The 23186-nt window shown below is 37.9% G+C and carries 27 protein-coding genes; 23 read left to right on the top strand and 4 right to left on the bottom strand.

The window, feature by feature from the left end; translation table 11 throughout:
* The first annotated feature begins 88 nt into the window (after positions 1 to 88).
* Positions 89 to 1732 (top strand): MucBP domain-containing protein, encoded by a 1644-nt coding sequence (locus HCB38_RS02290; protein ID WP_185637437.1) that lies wholly within the window; start codon positions 89 to 91, stop codon positions 1730 to 1732.
* A gap of 58 nt (positions 1733 to 1790) precedes the next feature.
* Here HCB38_RS02290 and pdxK read toward each other — a convergent pair whose 3' ends face one another.
* Together pdxK and HCB38_RS02300 are read right to left on the bottom strand one after the other, a co-directional pair.
* Complete coding sequence (pdxK, locus tag HCB38_RS02295) at positions 1791 to 2606, bottom strand: pyridoxine/pyridoxal/pyridoxamine kinase (RefSeq protein WP_185637438.1); 816 nt, start codon at positions 2604 to 2606, stop codon at positions 1791 to 1793.
* Positions 2607 to 2631: 25 nt separating this feature from the next.
* On the bottom strand, positions 2632 to 3498 hold the full coding sequence (locus tag HCB38_RS02300) for a Cof-type HAD-IIB family hydrolase (RefSeq protein WP_185318150.1): 867 nt from the start codon (positions 3496 to 3498) through the stop codon (positions 2632 to 2634).
* A 173-nt stretch (positions 3499 to 3671) separates the two neighbouring features.
* Between HCB38_RS02300 and HCB38_RS02305 the strand changes: the two genes are divergently transcribed.
* From HCB38_RS02305 to HCB38_RS02340, 8 genes are all read left to right on the top strand, one after another.
* Positions 3672 to 4235 (top strand): maltose acetyltransferase domain-containing protein, encoded by a 564-nt coding sequence (locus HCB38_RS02305; RefSeq protein ID WP_185318151.1) that lies wholly within the window; start codon positions 3672 to 3674, stop codon positions 4233 to 4235.
* Positions 4232 to 4495 carry a DUF5327 family protein gene (locus tag HCB38_RS02310; protein WP_185637439.1) on the top strand — a complete coding sequence of 88 codons (264 nt, stop codon included), beginning with the start codon at positions 4232 to 4234 and terminating at the stop codon, positions 4493 to 4495. Before HCB38_RS02305 ends, HCB38_RS02310 begins: the two co-directional genes overlap by 4 nt.
* A 9-nt stretch (positions 4496 to 4504) precedes the next feature.
* Positions 4505 to 4882 (top strand): DUF423 domain-containing protein, encoded by a 378-nt coding sequence (locus HCB38_RS02315; RefSeq protein ID WP_185318153.1) that lies wholly within the window; start codon positions 4505 to 4507, stop codon positions 4880 to 4882.
* A gap of 113 nt (positions 4883 to 4995) precedes the next feature.
* Complete coding sequence (locus HCB38_RS02320; protein WP_003765547.1) at positions 4996 to 5931, top strand: ABC transporter ATP-binding protein; 936 nt, start codon at positions 4996 to 4998, stop codon at positions 5929 to 5931.
* Positions 5924 to 6694, top strand: coding sequence for an ABC transporter permease (locus HCB38_RS02325; RefSeq protein ID WP_185318154.1), 771 nt, complete (start codon positions 5924 to 5926; stop codon positions 6692 to 6694). The genes HCB38_RS02320 and HCB38_RS02325 overlap by 8 nt, the downstream gene beginning before the upstream one ends.
* A gap of 263 nt (positions 6695 to 6957) precedes the next feature.
* On the top strand, positions 6958 to 7842 hold the full coding sequence (locus HCB38_RS02330; protein WP_185318155.1) for an SDR family oxidoreductase: 885 nt from the start codon (positions 6958 to 6960) through the stop codon (positions 7840 to 7842).
* 17 nt (positions 7843 to 7859) lie between these two features.
* Positions 7860 to 8036 (top strand): DUF2188 domain-containing protein, encoded by a 177-nt coding sequence (locus tag HCB38_RS02335; RefSeq protein WP_185637440.1) that lies wholly within the window; start codon positions 7860 to 7862, stop codon positions 8034 to 8036.
* 545 nt (positions 8037 to 8581) lie between these two features.
* A complete protein-coding gene (locus HCB38_RS02340; RefSeq protein ID WP_185618579.1) occupies positions 8582 to 9004 on the top strand; it encodes a DUF805 domain-containing protein in 423 nt (140 codons plus the stop codon).
* Between the two features lie 40 nt (positions 9005 to 9044).
* On the opposite strand, the gene HCB38_RS02345 is transcribed toward HCB38_RS02340, so the two are convergent.
* Together HCB38_RS02345 and mogR are read right to left on the bottom strand one after the other, a co-directional pair.
* Positions 9045 to 9254, bottom strand: a complete 210-nt coding sequence (locus HCB38_RS02345; RefSeq protein ID WP_003721793.1) for a lmo0673 family protein — start codon at positions 9252 to 9254, stop codon at positions 9045 to 9047.
* 20 nt (positions 9255 to 9274) lie between these two features.
* A complete protein-coding gene (mogR, locus tag HCB38_RS02350) occupies positions 9275 to 10195 on the bottom strand; it encodes a motility genes transcriptional repressor MogR (protein WP_185637441.1) in 921 nt (306 codons plus the stop codon).
* Positions 10196 to 10566: 371 nt separating this feature from the next.
* Here mogR and HCB38_RS02355 point away from each other — a divergent pair, with 371 nt between their 5' ends.
* Genes HCB38_RS02355 through gmaR form a run of 14 tightly spaced genes read left to right on the top strand, consistent with a single transcriptional unit; the run spans position 10567 to position 23184 of the window.
* Complete coding sequence (locus tag HCB38_RS02355; RefSeq protein ID WP_003729398.1) at positions 10567 to 10881, top strand: hypothetical protein; 315 nt, start codon at positions 10567 to 10569, stop codon at positions 10879 to 10881.
* Positions 10874 to 11641, top strand: coding sequence for a flagellar type III secretion system pore protein FliP (locus HCB38_RS02360; protein ID WP_185637442.1), 768 nt, complete (start codon positions 10874 to 10876; stop codon positions 11639 to 11641). The genes HCB38_RS02355 and HCB38_RS02360 overlap by 8 nt, the downstream gene beginning before the upstream one ends.
* A 12-nt stretch (positions 11642 to 11653) precedes the next feature.
* On the top strand, positions 11654 to 11926 hold the full coding sequence (locus tag HCB38_RS02365) for a flagellar biosynthetic protein FliQ (protein WP_003718817.1): 273 nt from the start codon (positions 11654 to 11656) through the stop codon (positions 11924 to 11926).
* 2 nt (positions 11927 to 11928) lie between these two features.
* Positions 11929 to 12690, top strand: a complete 762-nt coding sequence (locus tag HCB38_RS02370; RefSeq protein WP_185318160.1) for a flagellar biosynthetic protein FliR — start codon at positions 11929 to 11931, stop codon at positions 12688 to 12690.
* Between the two features lie 15 nt (positions 12691 to 12705).
* Positions 12706 to 13752 carry a flagellar type III secretion system protein FlhB gene (flhB, locus tag HCB38_RS02375; RefSeq protein ID WP_003721799.1) on the top strand — a complete coding sequence of 349 codons (1047 nt, stop codon included), beginning with the start codon at positions 12706 to 12708 and terminating at the stop codon, positions 13750 to 13752.
* Positions 13753 to 13798: 46 nt separating this feature from the next.
* The gene (locus HCB38_RS02380; RefSeq protein ID WP_003721800.1) at positions 13799 to 15874 is read left to right on the top strand and encodes a flagellar biosynthesis protein FlhA; all 2076 of its coding nucleotides are present in this window, start codon (positions 13799 to 13801) and stop codon (positions 15872 to 15874) included.
* Between the two features lie 21 nt (positions 15875 to 15895).
* On the top strand, positions 15896 to 17119 hold the full coding sequence (gene flhF / locus HCB38_RS02385; protein WP_185318161.1) for a flagellar biosynthesis GTPase FlhF: 1224 nt from the start codon (positions 15896 to 15898) through the stop codon (positions 17117 to 17119).
* Positions 17116 to 17895 carry a flagellar basal-body rod protein FlgG gene (locus tag HCB38_RS02390; protein ID WP_185318162.1) on the top strand — a complete coding sequence of 260 codons (780 nt, stop codon included), beginning with the start codon at positions 17116 to 17118 and terminating at the stop codon, positions 17893 to 17895. Before flhF ends, HCB38_RS02390 begins: the two co-directional genes overlap by 4 nt.
* A gap of 28 nt (positions 17896 to 17923) precedes the next feature.
* Positions 17924 to 18712 carry a CheR family methyltransferase gene (locus tag HCB38_RS02395; RefSeq protein WP_185618577.1) on the top strand — a complete coding sequence of 263 codons (789 nt, stop codon included), beginning with the start codon at positions 17924 to 17926 and terminating at the stop codon, positions 18710 to 18712.
* A 25-nt stretch (positions 18713 to 18737) separates the two neighbouring features.
* A complete protein-coding gene (locus HCB38_RS02400; protein WP_185318164.1) occupies positions 18738 to 19073 on the top strand; it encodes a DUF3964 family protein in 336 nt (111 codons plus the stop codon).
* Between the two features lie 26 nt (positions 19074 to 19099).
* Positions 19100 to 19951, top strand: coding sequence for a flagellar motor stator protein MotA (gene motA, locus HCB38_RS02405; RefSeq protein WP_185637443.1), 852 nt, complete (start codon positions 19100 to 19102; stop codon positions 19949 to 19951).
* Positions 19911 to 20738, top strand: coding sequence for a flagellar motor protein MotB (locus HCB38_RS02410; RefSeq protein ID WP_185318165.1), 828 nt, complete (start codon positions 19911 to 19913; stop codon positions 20736 to 20738). Before motA ends, HCB38_RS02410 begins: the two co-directional genes overlap by 41 nt.
* A 9-nt stretch (positions 20739 to 20747) precedes the next feature.
* A complete protein-coding gene (locus HCB38_RS02415) occupies positions 20748 to 21248 on the top strand; it encodes a hypothetical protein (protein WP_185318166.1) in 501 nt (166 codons plus the stop codon).
* A 22-nt stretch (positions 21249 to 21270) separates the two neighbouring features.
* The gene (gmaR, locus tag HCB38_RS02420; protein WP_185637445.1) at positions 21271 to 23184 is read left to right on the top strand and encodes a transcriptional anti-repressor GmaR; all 1914 of its coding nucleotides are present in this window, start codon (positions 21271 to 21273) and stop codon (positions 23182 to 23184) included.
* Positions 23185 to 23186: the final 2 nt, after the last annotated feature.

Below are 23186 nucleotides of genomic sequence, written 5' to 3' on the forward strand. Positions count from 1 at the left end.
TTTGATATACTTTACAAATCAAGTAAGACCTATACGATAATTACAACTTTTAGAAAACTTGAAATTATAAAGTTGAAGGGGCAAAAAAATGAAATTAGGTAAAATAGGAGCAATATTTCTCGGTACAGCTTTAGTTTTCCAGACACCATTCCAAGTTTTCGCAACAAGTTTAAATGGAGAAGAACAGGTAAAAAAAGAAGCTACTGTGCCAAAAATATCCGTAAACAAGCAAGCCTTAACTGCTACCAGTGATTTAGAACAAACGGTTGGAGAAGAAATTACCAAAACGATACATCTTCAAGATCAAGCATTACCAAATAGTGAATGGGGCAGCTATATTTCTGACGTGAAAGTAACATTATCTAATATGAACGGAATTAGTTATGATGTGAAATATGGACCGCTAAGTGAAGACGGCACGCACTATCAATATGCAGACATAATACTTTCAGGAACACCAACAAAAGCTGGAACAGGCAGCATTAGCCTTGAATATTACGACGGGGCAGGTAACGGTGGAGTTTTCAATTATTCGGTAAACACAAAATCTAAAACAACTATCCAATATGTAGATGGTGATGGAAATAAATTAGCAGAGGATACAGTGAAAACCGGTGATTTAAATACAGCCTATACCTCAGAACCAAAAACGATTGATGGATATGAAGTAGACGAAACAAAACTTCCTAGCAATCAAAATGGTCAGTTTGCTGAAACTAATCAAACAGTTACGTACACCTACTCAAAAACGAAAAGTGAAGTAAATAAAGGAACGGTTGGTATTTCATTTTATACTCCTGATGGTAGCCGCCGAGAACTTAAGTCCGCATTAGACTTAAGTTATGCCTACCCAGATGGTGTCCCATCTGACACCGTAACATTCGGTGATTTAGCGAAAAATACGACTTATAAAGATTTGAGAAATACTCCCGAAGCGCCTACTATTTTATGGAACGATTTGCTACATTATATGGTAGATTACATGAACGGAGATATAGATGCCGCTCAATTTGAAGAGGCAGTTGGGCTAACACCAGCGAATTTTGATTTAGATTATATTACACGAAACTTTGAAGGATATAAATTTGATGAAGCAATGTATCAAGAAAATCTAAGTAAATTAGTCACTTTTGAACAAGATGGTGATCAAGTTTATTTGCAAGTACCATTTAAGAAAGTAGAAGTTGGAGCGGATATTACTGTAAAATACGTTGACACAGAAGGAAATGAACTAGCATCTGTTGAAACATTGAGTGGTAATGTGGATGATAACTATACTTCAGAAGCAAAAACGATTGATGGTTGGACTTTAAAGGAAACACCTAATAATGCAACTGGAGTGTTTAGTAAAGAGGCACAAACGGTTACGTATGTTTATGAAAAAAATGATGATACAGATGTCACACCGGCTCCTGACAATTCAGCAGATACAAATGATGAAACTAATTCATCCGATAATACTTCGACAACAGATGATACCAATAATAGGAAAGCAACAGATGATAATAGTAACAGTACAGTGAAAGAAGAAGCGCAACCCCAAGTGAAAAGTCCTAAAGCAGAAAAAGTAACCACACAAGAAAAGGCTTCTAATAAAATTACAACACAACCAAAAGAATCACTTCCAAAAACTGGAGATAACGTATTAGAAAGCAGCTTATTAGTAGGCTTGGGCATCCTTTTGTTAGGTGGATTATTTGTATTCCTTCATAGAACTAAAAAAGTAAAATAAAGATAGAATGGTATTTTTAGAAAACAAAAAACCGCCCGAGCACTGGGCGGTTTTTGTATTATCTATTTTCGGCTTTATTATATGCACCATGCCAAACAGGACCGATGAATTTGTTTAGTGCAAATCCACCTTTGATAGCTGCAGTGACAAAATCTTTTGCTTTTGCGACAGCTTCTTCAACTGTTAATCCTTTTGCAAGTCCAGCTGTGATAGCGGCTGCAAAAGTACAACCAGCACCGTGATTGTGGCTTGGAGAGATTTTTTCTACTTCATAAATAGTAAATTCTTTACCATCGTATAGTAAATCAATTGCTTTGTCGCTTTCTAGAGCTTTTCCACCTTTGATAACTACGTATTTAGCACCTAATTCGATGATTTTTTTTGCTGCTTCTTTCATATCATCTAATGTAGTTAATTTACCAAGACCGGACAATTGGCCTGCTTCGAATAGATTGGGTGTTGTGATTGTTGCTTTTGGAAGCAGCAAATCACGGATAGCCTCGGCGTTTTCTGGTTGGATTAATTCGTCTTCACCTTTACAAACCATAACTGGGTCGATTACAACATTTTTTAAATCGTATTTGTCGATGGCTTCTCGAGTTGCTTTAATGATGTCAATTGAACCAAGCATTCCTGTTTTCATTGCGTCAACTGGGCCGCCAGAAAGGATTGTTTTTAATTGTTCACGAACAAGTTGCGCATCAATTGGTGTCACGCCGTGTGCCCAGTTGTTGTCTGGATCCATTGTTACAATTGTTGTGATTGCGCTAAAACCATAAGTGCCGTATTCTTCAAATGTTTTTAAGTCTGCTTGTAAACCAGCACCGCCACTTGAATCAGAACCTGCAATGGTTAATGTTTTTTTGATTGTCATTCGTATTTCCTCCTAAGAATAAATATTAGTCATTTGTTTCTAACATTTTATAAATAGCTGCTGCAACGCCGTGTTCATCATTGGAAAGGGTTACGTGTTCTGCTAATTCTTTTACCTCTTCTTCGCCGTTACCCATAGCAACACTATAACCAGCCATTTTTAGCATTGAAATATCATTCATATTATCTCCAATTGCAAAAGTTTCATCAAGTGTTACGCCTAATTTTTCTACATAATATTGTAAAGAAATACCTTTTTGTGCTTCGCGGTGCGTGATTTCAATATTATCGGAGAAAGAAGATGTTACGGATAGTTCGGATTCTTTTTCTAATTTTTGTTTCGCTTTTAGAAGAATATCTTTATCAGAAGAGAAGGAAATAAATTTAAGGATCGTTAAATCTTTATTGCCTAAAATGCGTTCTACATCAGGAATTTCGTGTACGTCTTTTGATTCAAAGCGTTCTTCTACTTTATCCATAATCGTTTCTGCTGGAATGTCTGGGTGTATGCGTTTGTGCATTTCAATCATGAATTCTTTACCGCGAGCTTTATCTGTTGTGATTGGGCCCATATCAGTGAAAAATTCAGTATACATGCCAAGTTCTGTCAAGGTGTTGTAAGTGTTTCGTGCTAAGTTTCTATCTATCGGATGTTGTAAAATTATTTTGCCATGTTCATCGCGGATTTCTGCACCATTCATACAAATAGCTGGTGCATATAAATTAACTTTATTAATTAAACCCATGGCATCATCATACATACGCCCAGTACAAAGAACGAAATGAATTCCTTTGGCGCGAGCTTTTTCGATTGCCTCGACGTTTTCTTGTGCAATCTCGATATCAGAGTTAAGTAAAGTGCCATCCATGTCTGAAGCAATAACTTTAATCATAATATTAAATTCCTCCCCAATTTTACCTACCTCACTAGAATATCATTTTTTTAAGAAAAATGCACAAAAGGTAGCTGCGCGTAGTTTTTTGGGTGTTGCGATTACTTTACTATATTTCTGTCTTTCATTTAGTTATAATGGATAAGAATAAAACGTGGATTGGATGTGTCAGGATGAAGACAGAACTAGAAAAGATGATTGCAGGAGAAATGTATAATCCTAGCGACAGAGAGCTTGTACACGGAAGAAGTCGTGCGCGTAAGTTCTGCAGAGAGATTAACGATACAATGGATTCAGAGTCTCGTAAAAGCGTGCTGAAACGTCTATTTGGCGGAACGAAAGAAAATGTTTATGTCGAACCAGATTTTCGAGTAGACTACGGTTCTAATATTTATGTTGGCGAAAATTTTTATGCTAATTTTGATTGTGTGATTTTAGATGTTTGTGAAGTACATATTGGTGATAACTGTATGATGGCGCCAGGAGTTCATATTTATACAGCCACGCATCCGCTTGATCCAGTAGAACGTAATAGTGGGCTTGAACTTGGTAAACCAGTGGAAATTGGCGATAATGTTTGGATTGGTGGTCGAGCAATTATTAATCCGGGTGTTACACTTGGAAATAATGTCGTGGTTGCATCAGGAGCAGTTGTAACGAAAAGCTTTCCTGATAATGTGGTTGTCGCAGGTAATCCAGCTCGCGTAATTAAAACAATTGAGGTTGCGGAAAAATGATTATTTCAGATTCAAAGATTTTTGAACAAATGGAAAGTGAATTAGCGAAAGCAAAAGCAGCAACTACCAAAGCGAGCCAAGATAAGCACTTGCATGGTTTGATGTTGCTTGTTCAGCTTGCAAAAACGAGCGATGAGAGAAGTACGGCAGTAGAACCGATAGCTATACAGCCAACAGAACCGGCGCAAATCGCAAGTATGGATGGTAAAAAAATAGAGTTAGAAGACGGCGCGAACGGAGATTCGTTGCTTGATTTTTAGGGGGAAAGTATGAAAAAAACAATTATTACTGGAGCTGTTTTTGCAGGGCTGGCAGTTTTACTCGGGGCTTTCGGGGCTCATGCTTTAAAAGACATGCTTGGAAGTTATGCGAGTACTTGGGAAACAGGGGTTCAGTACCAAATGTTTCACGCAGTTGGTATTTTAATCGTTGGATTACTAATGGAAAAACAAGCTAGTCGGCTTTATGCTTGGGCAGCAATTTTATTTTCGATCGGAATTGTCTTTTTCTCCGGCAGTTTGTACATTTTAAGTATTTCCAAAGTATCCGTTTTAGGTGCGATTACGCCTATCGGTGGTGTTTGCTTTGTCGTTGGCTGGTTCTTACTAATTTTAGGAGTATCAAGAAGAACGATGAGTAGATATTAAATCAAAATAATCGTCTTTTCGCGTTCATTTCAGTGAAAAGACGATTATTTTTTCTTATTAGCGAATAAGTGCTAAAATAAAGGAATCATAATTTATAAGGAGACAGCAATTACATGACTTATGCACTTGAAATAAAAGGGTTAAGAAAAATTTATTCCACTGGGGTCGAAGCGTTACGCGGTGTAGATTTAACGGTAGAAGAAGGGGACTTTTATGCACTGCTTGGTCCTAATGGTGCCGGGAAATCAACGACGATTGGTATTATTACTTCGCTAGTTAATAAAACATCAGGTGAAGTAAGCGTATTTGGCTATGATCTCGATACAGATATTGTCCGGGCAAAACAGCAAATCGGGCTGGTTCCGCAAGAATTTAACTTCAATCCATTCGAAACAGTTCAACAAATCGTCGTTAATCAAGCTGGATACTACGGGGTTTCTCGGAAGGAAGCCATCAAACGTAGCGAAAAATACTTAAAGCAATCGAATTTGTGGGAGAAACGGAATGAACGTGCGCGGATGCTTTCAGGCGGGATGAAACGTCGCTTGATGATTGCGCGTGCTCTCATGCATGAACCGAAGTTGCTTATTTTAGATGAACCTACTGCTGGTGTTGATATTGAACTTAGACGTGAGATGTGGACGTTTTTAAGAGAATTGAACGAAAGCGGTACGACGATTATTTTGACGACGCATTATTTAGAAGAGGCGGAAATGCTTTGTCGTAATATCGGTATTATTCAGTCTGGGGAGTTGATTGAAAATACCAGCATGAAATCACTACTTTCTAAATTACAATTTGAGACGTTTATTTTCGATTTAGAGCCATATGAAGAAGCTTTCGAAATTACGGGCTATAATCATGTTTTTGAAGATAAACAAACATTATCTGTTGAGGTGGAACGAAACCAAGGGGTCAATCATATCTTTGAGCAACTAAGCGAACACGGTATTAAAGTGCTTTCGATGCGTAATAAATCGAATCGTCTGGAAGAACTATTTTTAAAAATTACAGAAGAAAAACATCAAGTGGGGGAGAAACATGTTTAATCTATATTATACAGCGCTAAAAAGTTTAGCGGCGAAAGAAACCAACCGTTATATGCGAATTTGGGTACAGACACTTGTGCCACCAGTCATTACGACGTCGCTTTACTTTATTATTTTTGGGAAAATGATTGGTAGTCGGATTGGTGATATGAACGGCTTTTCTTATATGGAATATATCGTTCCTGGGCTGATCATGATGTCTGTTATTACGAGTTCTTACGCCAATGTATCATCTTCTTTTTTCTCGCAGAAGTTTCAGAAAAATATTGAAGAAATTCTTGTGGCGCCGGTACCAACCCATATTATTATCTGGGGCTTTTTGATTGGCGGGATTGGTAGAAGTGTTTTAGTTGGGGCGCTCGTTACACTTATTTCGATGGTTTTTGTGCCATTACACATTCATTCATGGTCAATTGGAATTATCACATTTTTAATGACTGCCATTTTATTTTCACTTGCAGGGTTAATCAACGGGATTTTTGCTAGATCATTTGATGATGTATCGATTGTTCCGACTTTTGTGTTACAGCCATTAACTTATTTAGGTGGGGTATTTTATGCGATTTCTATGCTACCTCCAATTTGGCAAGCTATTTCTAAAGTAAACCCGATTGTCTATATGATTTCTGGGTTTCGCTATGGTTTTCTAGGTGTTAGTGATGTACCAGTGGTAGTTTCGTTATCAATTCTCATTTTGTTTATTGTAGTACTTTACTCGATTTGTTGGTATTTAATCAATAAAGGAAGAGGACTGAGAAGTTAATAGAAATTTTTTAAAGAGAGAGCGGGCTTCCGTTTTCTCTTTTTTTCAAGTTTGCTACAATTCTTTTTCAATTCGATGTTTTGCGTTTTAGCTCAAAACTACTAGGGAAAAGCTAAGTAATAAGAGGGGGTAATTAAAATGGGGAATAAGAAAGTGAAGCGAAAACTTGGTGCTAATATTTGGTGGATACTTATACTAGCTATTTTAATAATCTTCGTAGCTTATCTAGTAATGGGTTACGTTGCAAAAATATAGGAGGAATAATGATGAATAAAGAAAATCCAGTAAACAAATACTATACGGGAAAATTTGAAAAACAACGGCAAGATTATCCTGGTTTGCAAAGTAAAATGACACCTGTACCAGATACCGGTGAATCAAGTTATCAAGGCGCTAATAAACTTACCGGGAAAAAAGCTTTTGTAACAGGGGGCGACTCCGGAATAGGTCGTGCTGCGGTTATTGCCTATGCTAGAGAAGGTGCTGATGTCGCGATAAATTATCATCCGGATGAAGAAGTAGATGCACAGGAAGTTAAAGCAATTGTTGAAGAAGCTGGACAGAAATGTATCTTATTACCAGGTGATTTACGAAAAGAAGGTTTAGCGAAAGATTTAGTGAAAAAAGCATATAACGAGTTAGGTGGACTAGATATTCTAGTACTGAATGCTGGACTACAACAATATCAATTAGATATTCAAAAACTTCCAGCTGAACAATTGCGTGATACATTTGAAGTGAACGTTTTCTCTGTTGTGTTCGCAATTCAAGAAGCACTTAATTACTTAAAAGCAGGAGCAAGTATCATTTTAACGTCCTCCATTCAAGGCGTTAAACCAAGCGCTCACCTTGTTGACTATGCAATGACAAAAAGCAGTTTAATTTCGCTGACAAAAAGTTTAGCAGATCAACTAGGTGAAAAAGGAATCCGCATTAATGCAGTTGCACCTGGACCAATTTGGACGGCGCTACAAATTTCTGGTGGGCAACCGCAAGATAGCATTCCAGAATTTGGCCAAGATCAGCCCCTTGGAAGAGCAGGTCAACCAGCGGAACTTGCGAGCGCTTATGTACTACTGGCATCAGATGAAGCAAGCTATACAACCGGTCAAGTATACGGAATTACTGGCGGTGCTCCTATTAATTAAAAGCGAGGTGAAAGTTCGTGCCGTGGACAAAAAATGATTATCCAGATTCGTGGAAAAATCTAAGAAAGACCGAACGCGAAAAAGCTATTGAAATCGGCAATGCGCTCTTAAAAGATGGCTACCCAGAAAGTCGTGCCATCCCAATTGCCACTTCAAAAGCAGAAGAATGGTATAAAAATCATAAGGAATCGTAAATTAAAAAAAGCACTTGGAATGAAATATTTATCCAAGTGCTTTTTTTGTTGTAATCGTTTATTGATAGAGAGCTTCTGTTGCATTTTAGTTAAATTCGTCATCTAATTTTAATACTAAAAAAGGGTTGGAATTGAGTAAGGCGGGTATTATATAACCATAAGCAACGACAATGCCATTACTTTTTCTCCCTTTTTTGTAGTGGGTTGTCTTACTTACCTTAAACTCCCTTTTATACTTTTAGCGGTTGTTAGCAACCACTAGGAGTATTTTTTTGTGGAAAAATAACGGCGGTCTGGAATTGATTTTATGTTGTTAACTATTGCCATCTTAAATTGTTCTTTTTATGTAAAGGTTTATTATTGCTTATATTTAAATTTTCCTTATTTCTGCTAATTATAGGCTTAAAGACCCGTGAATATAGACTCGGTTTTCTAGGGAAATTGAATTGTGTCCATTTTATGAATTTTTATAGCATAAGCTTGTATAATGGAGTGGGGACGTATATTCTTAGAAGAACAGTAAATTTATATACATAGGAGGAAATATGGGATTTTTAGAAGCTTATAAATCATTTTGGAAAAATTACGTTAACTTTAGTGGGCGAGCTCCGCGGTCTGCCTATTGGTTTGTCGTTCTTTGGAATACAATTATTTTTGCAGTATTATACTTTTTAGCTCTTATTTTTGGCATTTCTATATTTATGGAAAGTGCTCTCGGGGGAACTGGTATTGCGAGTAGTGGTGGGGCGCTCTTTATGATGGTTCTTGTATGGTTATACTTACTAGCGATATTACTTCCAACAATTAGTCTGATGGTTCGTCGTTTACATGATGCAGGGAAAAGTGGTTTATTCGTATTGTTTAATTTAATTCCGTTTGTTGGTGGAATTATTATGCTTGTCTTTATGTGTCTTGAAAGTGATGGACCAAACCAATACGGTGATTTAGATAGTGAATTTGATATTTAAATATTAAAAACGAGCTAGAAGTTAATTCTAGCTCGTTTTTTTAATGGATTCCTTCGCTTACAAGGAACCAATTCACTTGATTTGTATTAATAAAGTAAGTTAAGTCGTATTTCGTTAACTCGATACATTTTTCGTTAAAAAGGTTTTTTAGGTCTGCTTTGGATAATTCGTGGATGCTGATGTTATTAATTTTTGCATCGTCATCAAGACGAATTGATTCACCATTTACTGTATAAATCTCGATATACATCGTAACACCCCTCTCCTAACTTACATTTGTTTATAATTTTCTTTGAATACACCAAGTTGATTCAGTGTTACAACAAGTTGCTGGCTGAAAAGTGGTAGTGCTTGGATTTGGTCTAAATCACTGGCATAAGCGAAATCAGCTACTTGTAACACTAGTGTATGGAACGAGTCGGTCATTGTTTCGTTTTGTTGTTTTAAGTAGGAGTTTTCTTGTTCCAATTCATGGTATTTTGTTTGAAGATCTTGATATTTTTTGTCGAGTTCTTCTTTTTGTACGGCAAGGGAAGAGAGTGAGTAGATGCTTTTTAGTAAGTCATATACATTGTTTTCTTCACCTTGATTTTCACTTAAAAGTTGAACATTGCTTTTAACGCCGGAAAGTAAATCAACTAGATTCTTTTCGCGTGATTTGTCGTAGCTGATTTGTTCTTTGATGGAAGTTGGCGCTTTGAATTCAGCTGGAACTACTTTTCCGAAAATGTTGGTTTTTTCTTTTTTCGTATTCTTTTGTGTTTTTCTTTTTCTTCCTGGCTTATTTTTCGGAATATCTTCTACTTGGATAAGTTCTTTTTTTAGTTTGTAATAGGTGTTTTGTAGTTGGCTTGGAGTCTTTGGGAAAATCCGCAAATCGTTTAGACTAAGCATTTCAGAGATATCAAGGACCTTCATATCTTCTAAAATAGCAATTTGGTAACATGCGGAAAGTAGTTCTAATTCGATTTTTAACCAACTAATATTGGAATGCATATATTTTTCGATTCCACCGTATTCTTCCACGGCTTGATAAAATTCAGTGAGTAATTGGTAGATTTCTGCGGCAGTTTGTTCGTTAATGCCAGCTTCTGAAGCCATTTTTTTAATTTCAGTAGTAGATGAATTCCCCGGATTATCTACTTGTTTTTTGATTTCTTGAAGTAATTTTCTTATTTCTGATTTAGGCATACAATCACATACCTCTCTATCCTATAGTATTATTGATTTTCTGTTTATTTTTATAATAACAATATATGTTGGTTGTGTAAAGGGAACGTGAGTAGGTCAAAAGGATTGGGTATGAAGAACCTTTTTTTGAGTTAAATAGAAAAATATAAATCGAATAATGAGAAGTTTTCCTTTGATACAGCTGTTACAATGGCTGTTTTTTTATTTTTACACACAATTTCATTTTTTAAAAAAAGTATAGATTTTTTCAGGATTTGGTGTAAAATTTTATATTGCAGTTACAAAAAACACTTTATTGATATATATTTTGAAAAAATGATTTATTTTTGTAATCTGATGAAGGGAGTGAAAGGTGAATTTACCTTATTTGAATGGAATATTTTTTGTCACTTTTAAAAATTATTGTACTTTTAGCAGTACTTGCTGGAATTTCTTATTTTTTAGTTAAGAAAAACAAGCAAGCGAATCGCACGAGAAAAAGCGAAAATGACCTTATAAAGTTGAAAGACACCCTTTTAATCTCTCATCAGTTACGTGCAGTTCTTCTAGAGGCAGATGGGGAAAAAGTGCTGGCGATTATTTCCAATAATGATATTCGAACAGTGTCATTAAAAGGAAAAAATGACCAAAATGAAGCACTTTTCCGAGAATTACTTTTGAAAGAGGAGACTAAGGAAAATGCGTAAGATAGCTTCTAGACAAGTATTTCAAGTATCTTTTATTGTTATTTTTGCAATTTCATTGGTTGTCTTTTGGCCAGGTGTGAATGTGCATGCCGAAAGTTGGCTGGACTCACTTGGTGTGAATGGGACGGATGGAGTTAATTCTAGTGTGGCGCTGTTTGTACTAGTTACGGTCCTTTCTTTGTCTGCATCGATTGTATTAATGTTCACACACTTTACTTACTGTATTATCGTTCTTGGTTTAACGAGGCAGGGGCTTGGTGCGACAAACTTACCGCCCAATCAAGTGCTTGTAGGGCTGGCGTTATTTTTATCTTTGTTTATGATGCAACCTTTAATTACAGCTTGGTATGACGATGTATATAAACCTTCGCAAAAGGAAGAGTGGAGCGCATCCAAAGTATGGGACGAAACACAACCACTTCTAACAAAATATGTCGCGGAAAATACATATAAGCATGATATTAACATGATGTTGAAAGCAGAAGGAGAAGACCCAGTAACTAAAAAAGAAGATGCCCCTCTTATGGCTTTAATGCCTGCGTTTATTTTGACACAGATTACCCAAGGCTTTTTGACTGGGATGTTTATATACTTAGCGTTTATTTTTATAGATTTAATTGTTAGTACATTATTGATGTATCTTGGGATGATGATGGTGCCGCCGATGACCATTAGCTTACCATTTAAGATTCTTGTTTTTATTTTCATTGGCGGATATGGACTGATTACCAACATGATTTTTCAAACAATTCACTTTTAAGGGAGTAGCAAAATGAATTTAACGCCGATTACGCAAATTTTTCAAGATTTTTTCTATAGTGGGCTGGCGCTTATTTTGCCGGTGTCGCTCATTTGTATCGTGGTCGTAATTGTGGTAGCGATTTTGATGGCGATGATGCAGATTCAAGACCAATCGCTGACGTTTTTACCGAAGATTATTGCTTTTGTAGTGGCGCTCTTTATTCTTGGACCGTGGATGTTTGAACACATGACGGATTTATTTGTAGGAATCTTTTCCAAATTACCCCTGATGATTAGGGTGTAAACATGGAGTTTGAATTTTTCCTTGCTGTAGTGATTGTTTTCAGCCGAGTTGCCAGTTTTTTATTTTTCTTTCCGCTTTTAAAAGGGCGTAACATTCCGAACAGTGTCAAAGTGGTATTCGGAATGGCAATCTCCATTCCAGTTGCAACCTGGGTGGATGTTTCTAACATTACAACGCTACCTGATTTACTACTCCGGGTAACGTCTGAAGTGGTATTTGGATTAGCGCTGGCGAAATTAGTGGAAATTATTGCGGTAATTCCAAAAATGGCTGGTTTTATGATTGATTATGATTTAGGTTTTTCGCAAGTAAACTTGATTGATCCATCTTACGGGACGCAAAACTCGATTACTGCTGCGATTTTAGATACTTTCTTTGTCGTAATATTCTTGTCACTTCAAGGCATGGATTACTTAATTTATTACTTAATGAAATCGTTTGAATTTACGGCTTCGGTTTCGATTTTATTTGAAAAAGGGTTTATTGATTTGCTGCTCGGGACGCTTGGTTTTGCGCTCGCATCAGCGGTTTCGATTGCACTTCCGATTATGGGTAGTATTTTTATCGTTAATATTATTCTTGCTTTTATCTCTAAGAGCGCTCCGCAAATCAACATTTTTATGAATGCATTTATTATAAAAATTACGTTTGGGATTTTCATCCTTGCGTGCGCGGTTCCTATCTTGAGTACAGTTTTTAAAAATTTGACAGATGAGATGATTCAACAATATGTGTCGTTTTTTGATTATTTACTGAAAAAATAGGGAGGAGAAAAAAGCTTGGCGAAGGATAATAAGACAGAAAAAGCAACGCCGCGCCGCATTAAGAAAGCTCGAAACGAAGGTAATGTGGCGAAAAGTAAAGAACTTAATAATGCTTTTTCACTGCTGATTGTAGCTGGGCTTCTTTATTTTTTTGGAGAAATGTTTATTAAAAACACAATCCAAGCATTTGTTGCTCTTTTGAAACAGCCTCCAAAGCTTGCGAACATGGAAAGTTACAGTTTGTTTTACTTGATGGAGTTTGGCAAAGTGTTGATGCCAATTATGGTGATGGTTGTGATTTTCGGATTGATGAACTACGGGGTGCAAGTCGGGATTTTATTTTCCGCGAAGGCTGTGAAACCTCAATTCAAACGACTAAATCCAGCGAACTACTTTAAGCGTGTGTTTAGTGTCAAAGGAATTGTTGAGGTTGTGAAAGCCTTACTGTTAATTACACTACTATCTTATGTAGCTTACATTGGCTTTCGGGATCACTTAGATACGCTCATTAGTTACACCGGACAAAATTGGCTTTACTCCCTCGGGCAAATTTTCGCTTTATTCAAAAATGAATTTCTAGCTTTATTCTTAGTAATCGCGGTAATTGGGCTGCTTGACTTCTTTTACCAGCGCTATGACTATAAAAAAGGCTTGCGGATGTCGAAGCAAGAAATTAAGGACGAAATGAAAGATTCAGAAGGTCGACCGGAAGTGAAACAGCGCCAAAGAAGCATTGCGCGTGGGCTTCTCCAAGGTTCGATTACGAAAAAAATGGCGGACGCGACTTTTGTGGTGAACAACCCGACACATATTTCCGTTGTGATGCGTTATGACAAAACAAAAGATCATGCACCGAAATTGCTCGTTAAAGGGGAAGACGAGCTGGCACTATTTATTCGTCAGGTGGCGGATACGGACGGGGTGCCAATGATTACAAATAGACAACTGGCACGAAGTATTTACTATACGACGAATCCAGATGAATACATACAAGAAGATTTATATAAAGATGTTATTGAAGTGATGAAAGAATTGATGGACGCAGACAAAATCAAGTTCTAACAACATATGAGCGACCTTTCTAAACTTAGAAAAGGCAGGTTTCAAAATGGGGAATTTAGGTGCTATAAAAAAATATTTTGCTATCTTGATTGCGGTCTCGTTTGTTATTGCACTTATTGTGCCATTACCTCCATTTGTGTTGGATTTAGTGCTTGTGACGATCTTGGCGTTCTCTGTGTTAGTTTACATGCGTGCCACATCAATTAAAGATTGGAATGAATTAAAGTCATTTCCTTCTTTGCTACTTTTGATGGGGATATTTCGGGTTTCGATAAATATTTCGACAACGAGAGCGATTTTGACTACTGGAGATCCAGGACAAGTAATTAAGCAATTCGGAAACTTTGTTATTGGCAGTAACTTTGTTGTTGGGATTGTAATTTTTATTATTCTAATTGTCTTTCAATTTATTGTGGCAAATGGTTCTTCGCGAACAGCAGAAGTAGCAGCAAGATTTACGCTGGATGCTTTGCCGGGTAAACAAATGGCGATTGATGCGGATTTGAATCAACGGTTGATTACAGAACCGGAAGCGAAAGAAAAACGCGCATACTTGAATATGGAAACCGAATTTTACGGGGCAATGGACGGAGCTGGGAAATTTGTAAAAGGGGACGTTCTTTTTACCGTTTTGCTTGCTGTTGTTAATATTGTGTTTGGTTTAATTGTCGGTATGGTCCAAGGTGGGCTTTCGTTCGGGGAAGCTGCGGTGAAATATACGGAGTTAACAATCGGGGACGGCATCGTGAGCCAGATTGGTTCACTTTTAATGGCGATGTCTGCAGGGGTTATTGTTACTCGGGTATTTGACGGATCAGATGATAACGTTGCAGTCGGGATTTTCAAAGAATTAATGCAAAACTCGGTGGTCGTTTATACGCTCGCTGCCATGTTTATCTTAATGGGTGTATTTAGCCCACTACCAACGATTCCATTTGTCGGGATTGGCGTAGTACTTGGAATAATCGGCTATCGTACGCAATTCAATTTAAAGAAAAAAGAACAGTTGGAACTGGAAAAAGAAATGGAACTTATTCAGTCGGAAACAAATTCGGCTGAGGCAGAGCATAACCAAGCATTTGGCGCAGCGCGAGAAAAATTCCCAGTGGTTGTTGAACTTGGCTTAAATATCGCGGCACTCGTGAAACAAAAAATGAACGGAGAAACGGCGAAAGATAAAGTTGTCTTAATGCGGAAATCGATTTTACAAGACTTAGGTATTGGGGTTCCGGGGATTAATTTTAAAGATAATACGAGTTTTCAGCCGCGCGGAAAATATGAAATTAAAGTCAAAGGCGTGGCGGTTGCGAGTGGCGTTTTGAAAGCGGGTCATTTGTTAGCTCTGAAAACGCCGGGTGTGATGATGGATCTCGATGCGGAGCCGACCAAGGATCCGATATTCGGGGAGGATGGTTACTGGATTTTGCCAGGAGAGTTAGAAGACGCGCAAATGAAAAACTATCAAGTGCTCGAGCCGCTTAGTATTTTAATTACGCATTTGGATGTTGTGCTAAGGAAGAACTTGCATGAACTACTGATGCGCCAGCAAATTAAAGATTTAATTGATGGTCTTGCTGATGAAAATCAAATTTTAATTGATGAAATTAAGAAAAAAGAAATTGATTATTCGCTAATTCAAGGGGTGCTACGACAACTCTTGAAAGAAGGGATATCGGTTCGCGATTTGCCAACGATTGTCGAAGGGATTATTGATGGACAAACGATTTATCCGAATGATCTTGATGGCATTACAGCTTTTGTCAGGGAGCGGATTTCAAAAGTCATTTGTGAGCAAGCGAAAAACCAAGATGGCAAAATTTACGCGCTACTTTTACAAGATTCGATTGAGATGGATACGGAAATTGTTAACACGCCGTATTATGGCTACGCGCTGAACTGGGCGCTCGATAAAGAACTACCAATCATCCAAAAAGTTAGAGATACCGTAAATAAAGCGCAACTTACTGGACGCGAACCAGTCATTTTAACAAGACGGAAAGATTTTCGTTTTGGCTTTGTACGAGTTCTAGAAAGGTATCAATTGGATGTACCGGTGCTCTCTATTAGTGAACTGTCGCCGGAAACAGAAGTGGAGCAAATTGCTTTGATTGAACCAACTTGATGAGGGAGGTAATCCGTAGAAATGGGAAAACATTTAGTAGAAAAGATGGAAATTTTTAAGGCGAACTCTAAGCGAGAAATACATAAAAAGATACGCTTAGCGACAAGTGAGCCATATAAAATTACGGATGAACGTGTCACAAAGCTTGGGATTTTTAAGAAACAATATGAAGTGACGGCGGTCATTATGAGTGAAGTGGCGATAGCTGATGGTCGAATGGACTTCCAGGAAACGTTTCAAAAATCGGTTGTGAAAACGAGACCAAAAACGGACGATTTATTAAAAAAGGAAAAACTACTAGAGATGCTTGCCGCGGGGGCGGAACTTGCTCAGTCAACACCACTCCTTGAGGAACGCAAAACACAGGAAGAAGAGCTTTCGACTATGCGCCTTGAACTGGCAGCGTTAAACCGAGAGCTTGCTGTGAAAATGCGGGAAGAACGTGAGCAAAACAGTGATTTCGTGAAATTTTTGAAGAGCCGAGGAATAAGTGATACGTATGTGGCGGACTTTATGCAGGCGGGTCGGAAGCAATTTAAGCAAGTAGAAACAGCGCATTTGGATGATATTACAGATTGGTTTGTCCCTTATTTATCCGGAAAATTAGCGGTGGAAGATTCATTTGATTTAAGTAATCACCGAATCATTTCGTTAATAGGGCAGACGGGTGTTGGTAAAACGACTACGCTTGTAAAGCTTGGATGGCAGCTCTTAAAACAAAACCGGACAGTTGGTTTTATCACAACAGATACTTTCCGCTCAGGTGCAGTAGAGCAATTTCAAGGTTATGCGGACAAACTCGATGTGGAACTTATCGTTGCGACGAGCCCGGCTGAACTAGAAGAAGCCGTGCAGTACATGACGTATGTTAGTGGTGTGGATCATATTTTGATTGATACGGTTGGCAGGAATTATTTGGCGGAGGAATCGGTAAGTGAAATCGCTGCATATACGAATGTCGTTCATCCAGACTTAACGTGTTTTACATTTTCTTCTGGCATGAAAAGTGCTGATGTGATGACGATTTTACCAAAACTAGCAGAAATTCCAATCGATGGTTTTATTATTACAAAAATGGATGAAACAACCCGAATTGGTGATTTATACACGGTGATGCAAGAAACGAATTTGCCGGTGCTCTATATGACTGACGGGCAAAATATAACTGAAAACATTTTCAGACCAAAAAGTCGTTGGTTGGCAGAACGATTTGTTGGGACGGATAGGAGGCAGGTACTGGAATGAAAGGATTATACATTGGAGCAGCTGGAATGATGAACTATATGCAACATATTCAGGTTCATTCTAATAACGTGGCAAATGCGCAGACGCCAGGTTTTAAATTTGATCAGCTCACAAGTGAAATTATTTCGAGGAATAAGGTGAACTATCAGAACAGTCCTGTCGCTAAGCAAGTTGGAACGATTGATTACGGCGTTCGACCAGCTGCGGCACATATTAATTTAACGGCTGGATCAAGTTACATTACGAACCGCGACCGAGATTTCTTTATGCAAGACACAAATCCAGAACAAGGAAGTAATTTTTTTATTACTGCCAAAAATGGTGAGATTTCTCTTTCAAGAGGCGGACAGTTCCATACTGATCAATTTGGTTTCTTGCGGACGGCAGACGGCGCCAATATACTCAGCTCAACAGGAGAAGCGATTCAAGTTGGCCAAAAAACAGCTATTCGAGCCGAGGCAAACGGTGATTTATATAATGCAGAAACTAATCAATACTTGGGACGTCTTGGAACAAAATTTGTTTCAGCAAATCAAGTGGACAACTTAGTGAAAGACGGAGAAGGAAGGCTTCATGTAAATGGAATAAACACCATGAATCTACCAGCTGGACAAGGGAATATTCAAAACGGTGTACTGGAAACGTCCAATGTCGATTTAGGCGTTGAGATGGTACAACTGATGGATAACCAGCGCATGGTACAAGCTTCCAAAAATGTCGTTAATATGTTTGATAAAGTGTACGACAAAGAAGCAACCGGATTAATTCGTCAGTAACGACCTAGCTAAGGGGAGGGGAAAAAGAATGATTCCAGATTTGGAAAAGGATTATCTTTACTTTACTCGTGTCGTCAAAAGGGACTTAGGTTTAGATTTAGCGCTATATAAAGAAACACAAATGAAACGTCGGATTTTGTCATTTATTGTGAAGAAAAAATATATAACGTTTGGAGAATTTTTCAAACATCTCAAAAAAGATGCTGGACTTTTAGATGAATTTATTAGTTTGATTACGATTAATGTTTCGTCGTTTTTCCGTAATCGCAATCGTTGGGATGCGCTGGAAAAACTAGTCCTTCCAAGGTTACTTGAAGATAGCCGCGGGAAGCTTCGGATTTGGAGCGCGGCTTGTTCATCGGGGGAGGAGCCGTATTCGCTAGCAATAATGATGGAACGTTCCGTTGGCACAGGACATTATGATATTTTAGCAACGGATCTTGAGCCGGCAATTTTAAAACGCGCGGTCATTGGAGAATATCAAAGCCGCCAAATGGAAGAATTAAACGAACAAGAACGACGTAGTTCTTTCATCGAAAAAGGGGATACATATCAGATTTTGCCTAAATATCGAAAGTCAATTCGTTTTAGACGGCACGATTTGCTGACCGATTATTATGAAAAAGGCTTTGATTTAATTGTTTGCCGTAATGTGTTGATTTATTTCACGGCAGAAGGAAAACATCAAGCGTACCAAAAATTTGCAGATTCACTAAGACGTGGTGGCGTTCTTTTTATCGGAGGATCAGAACAGATTTTAAACCCAGCTGACTACGGACTTGCCACATTAAATAATTTTTTCTACATAAAAACTTAGCAAAAAAAGAAATGGAGTTGGTTAGATGGGACGAATAGAAAACATTAAAAATTTAGCGTTTTTCGAGGACAAACCTGGACTTGCAGAACAAATTCTCATGCTTGAAAAGAAAGAGCAACTTTTTTTACCAAATGAATTTGAAATTAGACAAACAGTAGGTTACGAGATCGGGGATAAAGAAGTCATTCTTGGTCGGCTCGAGTCATTTTATTTTCTCGCTTTAAAAGGCGTGGAAGAAGATAACTACCGTTCGCAAGCATTTGCAAGTGAAGCGGATGCTAAAGCGTTTTTCGTTCATTTACCAGAAATGGAGAATGAGTTAATTGCTTTTTGGTTAAACGAAGTGGAATTAGTTCGCTGAAAAAAGTAGGTGGGAGATGAAGTAACGTGGAAATAACAACGATTATAGGGCTTGTGTTGGCAGTGATAGTCATTGCGGGTTCATTTATGATTCAAAATATATCACTGGCGATGTTATTTAGCGCAGAAGCATTAATTGTCATCATTCTTGGGACAATTACAGCTGTTATGATGGCGCACCCATGGAGTGATGTAAAAGTAGTGCCGAAACTGTTTAAAATTCTTTTCACTAAAGAAAAGATGCCAGACAAAGTAGAGATACTTGTGCAGTACAAGGAATATGCTGATGAAATTAGGCGTAGCGGCGTACTTGCGCTAGAAGACTCTATCGATGAAATTGAAGATCCATTTATGAAACGAGGCATGCGTCTAGTTGTAGATGGACAATCTTCCCCAGAATTTTTACGGGATGTTTTGGAAGAAGAAGTGGCGAGCATGGAAGAACGTCATGCTGCTTATGCCAAGATTTTTGCATCAGCTGGAGCATATGCCCCGACGCTCGGTGTACTTGGAGCAGCAATGGGACTCATTCATGCGATGGGCGAAATGTCGAATCCAGATAAACTTAGCGAAGCAATAGCCGCGGCGTTTGTTTGTACGATTTTCGGTATTTTTACTGGTTACGTACTTTGGACGCCATTTGCCAATAAATTAAAAGTAAAATCACAAAAAGAAGTGCATTTGAGATATATGATGATTGAGGGAGTCGTCGCGCTTCAAGAGCGAAATGCACCACGTGTTGTGGAAGAACGTTTATTATCTTTTTTAAGTCCAAAAGAGAAAGATGTGCTGCGAAATGGAAAAGGGAAGAAAACGAGAGAAGTGGAGGAAATTGAGCGTGGCCAAGCGTCGCAAGAAACCGCAGGAGGAACACGTTGATGAAACGTGGTTAATTCCATATAGTGATTTGCTGACACTTTTACTTGCGCTATTTATCGTTCTGTTTGCCTCCAGTTCCGTTGATGCAAAGAAATTTGAACAAATGGGAAATGCATTTAAGAAAATTGTCGAGGAAGGCGCGGCAGGCAACCAAGCATATGTATCCAAAGAAAAAGGACCAGATGATCCCAATGTGAATGCTGTCTTGAAGGCGATGGAAGAGCAGGATAAAAAGAAGGAAGCAAATGAACAAGAGAAAGCCAAAAAAGCAGCAGCGGCCTTACTTAAAAAGCAAAACGAAGAAAAGATTGAAGCATTTAAAAAACAAATCGATAGCTATATAGCGGCAGAGCATTTGGGAGCAAAAATCACGACGAAATACTCGGATGAAGGGCTATTGATTACTATCCGTGATGATATTTTATTTCAGTCGGGGAGTGCAGAATTATCTGCTGGGAAGCGAGAAATAGCAAAAGAAATTGGCGAACTATTTGCGCAAGGTAAAGGAACGATGGAAGGAATTGTTTCTGGACATACCGATAATGTGCCAATAAGCACCTCCATTTACTCTTCCAACTGGGAGCTAAGTGTAGCTCGTGCTGTTAATTTCATGGAAGCAATCATCCAAGAAAATAGCGAAGTCAACCCAGGCGAGTTCAGCGCTCGTGGTTACGGAGAATTCAGGCCCGTCGCCAAAAATGATATCGCAGCAAATCGTGAAAAAAATCGGCGTGTAGAAATAATGGTGCGCCCAATTAATCGCGATACGCTAGATGAAGATGAGTAGGTGAAAGTAATGCAACTTTTTTTAAGCGGTTCGCATATGTTAACCGATTATGACAAACAAGAAATACAAGCATACCTCGATAAATTTGCACCAGTGAACCACATTCACTTGCTTTGTTATAAGTCGATTGAAAATGAAGTTTTACAATTTTTCTTAAAAAAAGAGCATTTGGCTCCGCGATTATCGATTTATACACTTGCACCAAAAGAATGTTTACCAGAGCCATTTTTATCCGCGATAGACTACTTGAAGCGCCTGGGTAGTAGCTATCAATCATTTAGTTATTTTGATACGGTGATTACAAAGCCGACTTATGAGAAATTTTTAGCACAAATTGTTAGTAAAATGGATTTGGTTTGTTGTTTTTATAACGGGGATAAGCCGACTGATGTGATACCAGTCGATGTAGCGAAATCGTTCGATGTGCAAAGTATGATTTATGATTTACCTAAAGCGAAAAAACATCTACTACACCGAGCGAGCAGCGATAAAATAAAATTAGTGAATTAATTGATAGAAAGAGGGAAGATTCATGCGGCCGTTAATTTCGATTTGTATGATAGTCAAAAATGAAGCACATATTTTAAGACAAAGTTTAGCGTCTTTTAGAAAATTTACAGAAGAAATCATTATTGTAGATACAGGTTCCACTGACGACACCAAGGAAATCGCAAAAGAATTCACTGATTTTGTCTATGACTTTGAATGGACAGGCAACTTTTCTGATGCAAGAAACTTTGCAGCCAAACATGCAACAGGAAAATGGATTTTAGCGATTGATGCAGATGAATGTTTAGAAGAAGAAAGTTATCGCAAATTAGAAAAACAATTAAAATCACCAATCGAACCAATTCAAATGGTACAAATTATTAGTTTTACAGGGGAAAAAGGGCGAGTGACAACAACGAATCAAATGGCACGGGTTTATAAAAATGATGGAACCACTTGTTTCCGCGGCGTCATTCACGAACAACTAGAAGCAGTTGATAAGCATGCGATTGAAGCAGGTGTTGCCGAAGTAAAAATTTATCATTATGGTTATATGTCTGAAATTGTTGAAAAACAAGACAAATCAGACCGTAATTTACGCTTATTAGAAAAAGAAGTTAAAAATAATAAAAACAGTGGATTTGTTCATTTCAATATTGGACAAGAAATGAATCGTCTTGGGAACAAAAAAGAAGCCTTAAAAGAGTTTTCGGAGGCCTTCCGTTTGCGTGATAACAACCATTATATTTGGGCAAAACTAAGTGCTTATCATATTTCCGAACTACTTGAACAAGAAAAACGCTACGATGAAAGTTTGGCAATTATTGAAGAAGCAAAAGTCATTTGGCCAAATGTACCAGAATTTCCACTTAAAAAAGCAAACATCTTATACGTTAATCACCAACTTGAGGATGCGAAAGAAATTTATCAAAGTTTGCTAGAAAATACTGTGATTGACTATCAACCCATTGTTTTATACGAAGCAACGAACTTTATGCCGCACAAAATGCTAGGAACGATTTACTTAGAAGAAAAAGATTATACACGAGCAATGACTCATTTTTCCAAAGCATATGCGGAAAATAGTTCTGATTACGGCGTGATGTTCCAAATGATTATGTTACTTAGCAAATTCCATCAACCAAAAGAAATTTTCGCATTTATGGAACGTCATAACTTTATTTCTAGTACGGAAACAGGATTGCGTTTACTTTCAATGACAACACAACAAGGATACGCGGAGCTATCTGAACTCATCGTTCAGTCACTAACGGATGTTTACCCGCCAGTTGCAGAAGCTACCGAAGTGAAAATCGCGACCATTCGTAATGTCTTCCCAGTAATTAGCGAATCGGCCATTTTATTCGGGATTAAGGAAGAGTTAATTGATGCTGCTGACTTATGCTTGTGGCACTATGAAAATCCGCAATTACCAATCGAACGCGTCATGAAAAATAGCGATGTTGGTGAAATTTATGATTTTATCTTTGAAAACGGTCCGAAAATCAGCAAAAAACGTTATTTATTTGTATTAGAACGAGCGATTGCACTTGGAAAAGGCGAGTTTGCTGATTACTTACTTGCGCTTCGTAATGTGTACCATGATAGTATTAATAGCCACATTGCTGATTTGTTCTTCCAATATGATTTTGCCGATATTGCGCTTGATTTTTACAATATTGTTGATGCGGACGAGGTGACGAAGCAAGGTTATATCAATCTAATCAATTATTTAGTAGATGCCGATGTACTGGATGAGGCACTTGCGATTGCAGAACGAGGCATCGATAATTTTGGTACCGATTTCCGTTTCTACCTTTGGGCAATCAAAATTGATACCGAAAATCGTGCGAACCGGATCAGCGAAGCAATGGACGAATTCCCAAATAACCGCTATTTAGCAAAATTGTTAGATGAAGTTACGATGCTACAAGATACAGTTACAAACAATCGATAGGA

The sequence above is a fragment of the Listeria farberi genome (genome assembly GCF_014229295.1).
GTDB classification, from domain to species: domain Bacteria; phylum Bacillota; class Bacilli; order Lactobacillales; family Listeriaceae; genus Listeria; species Listeria farberi.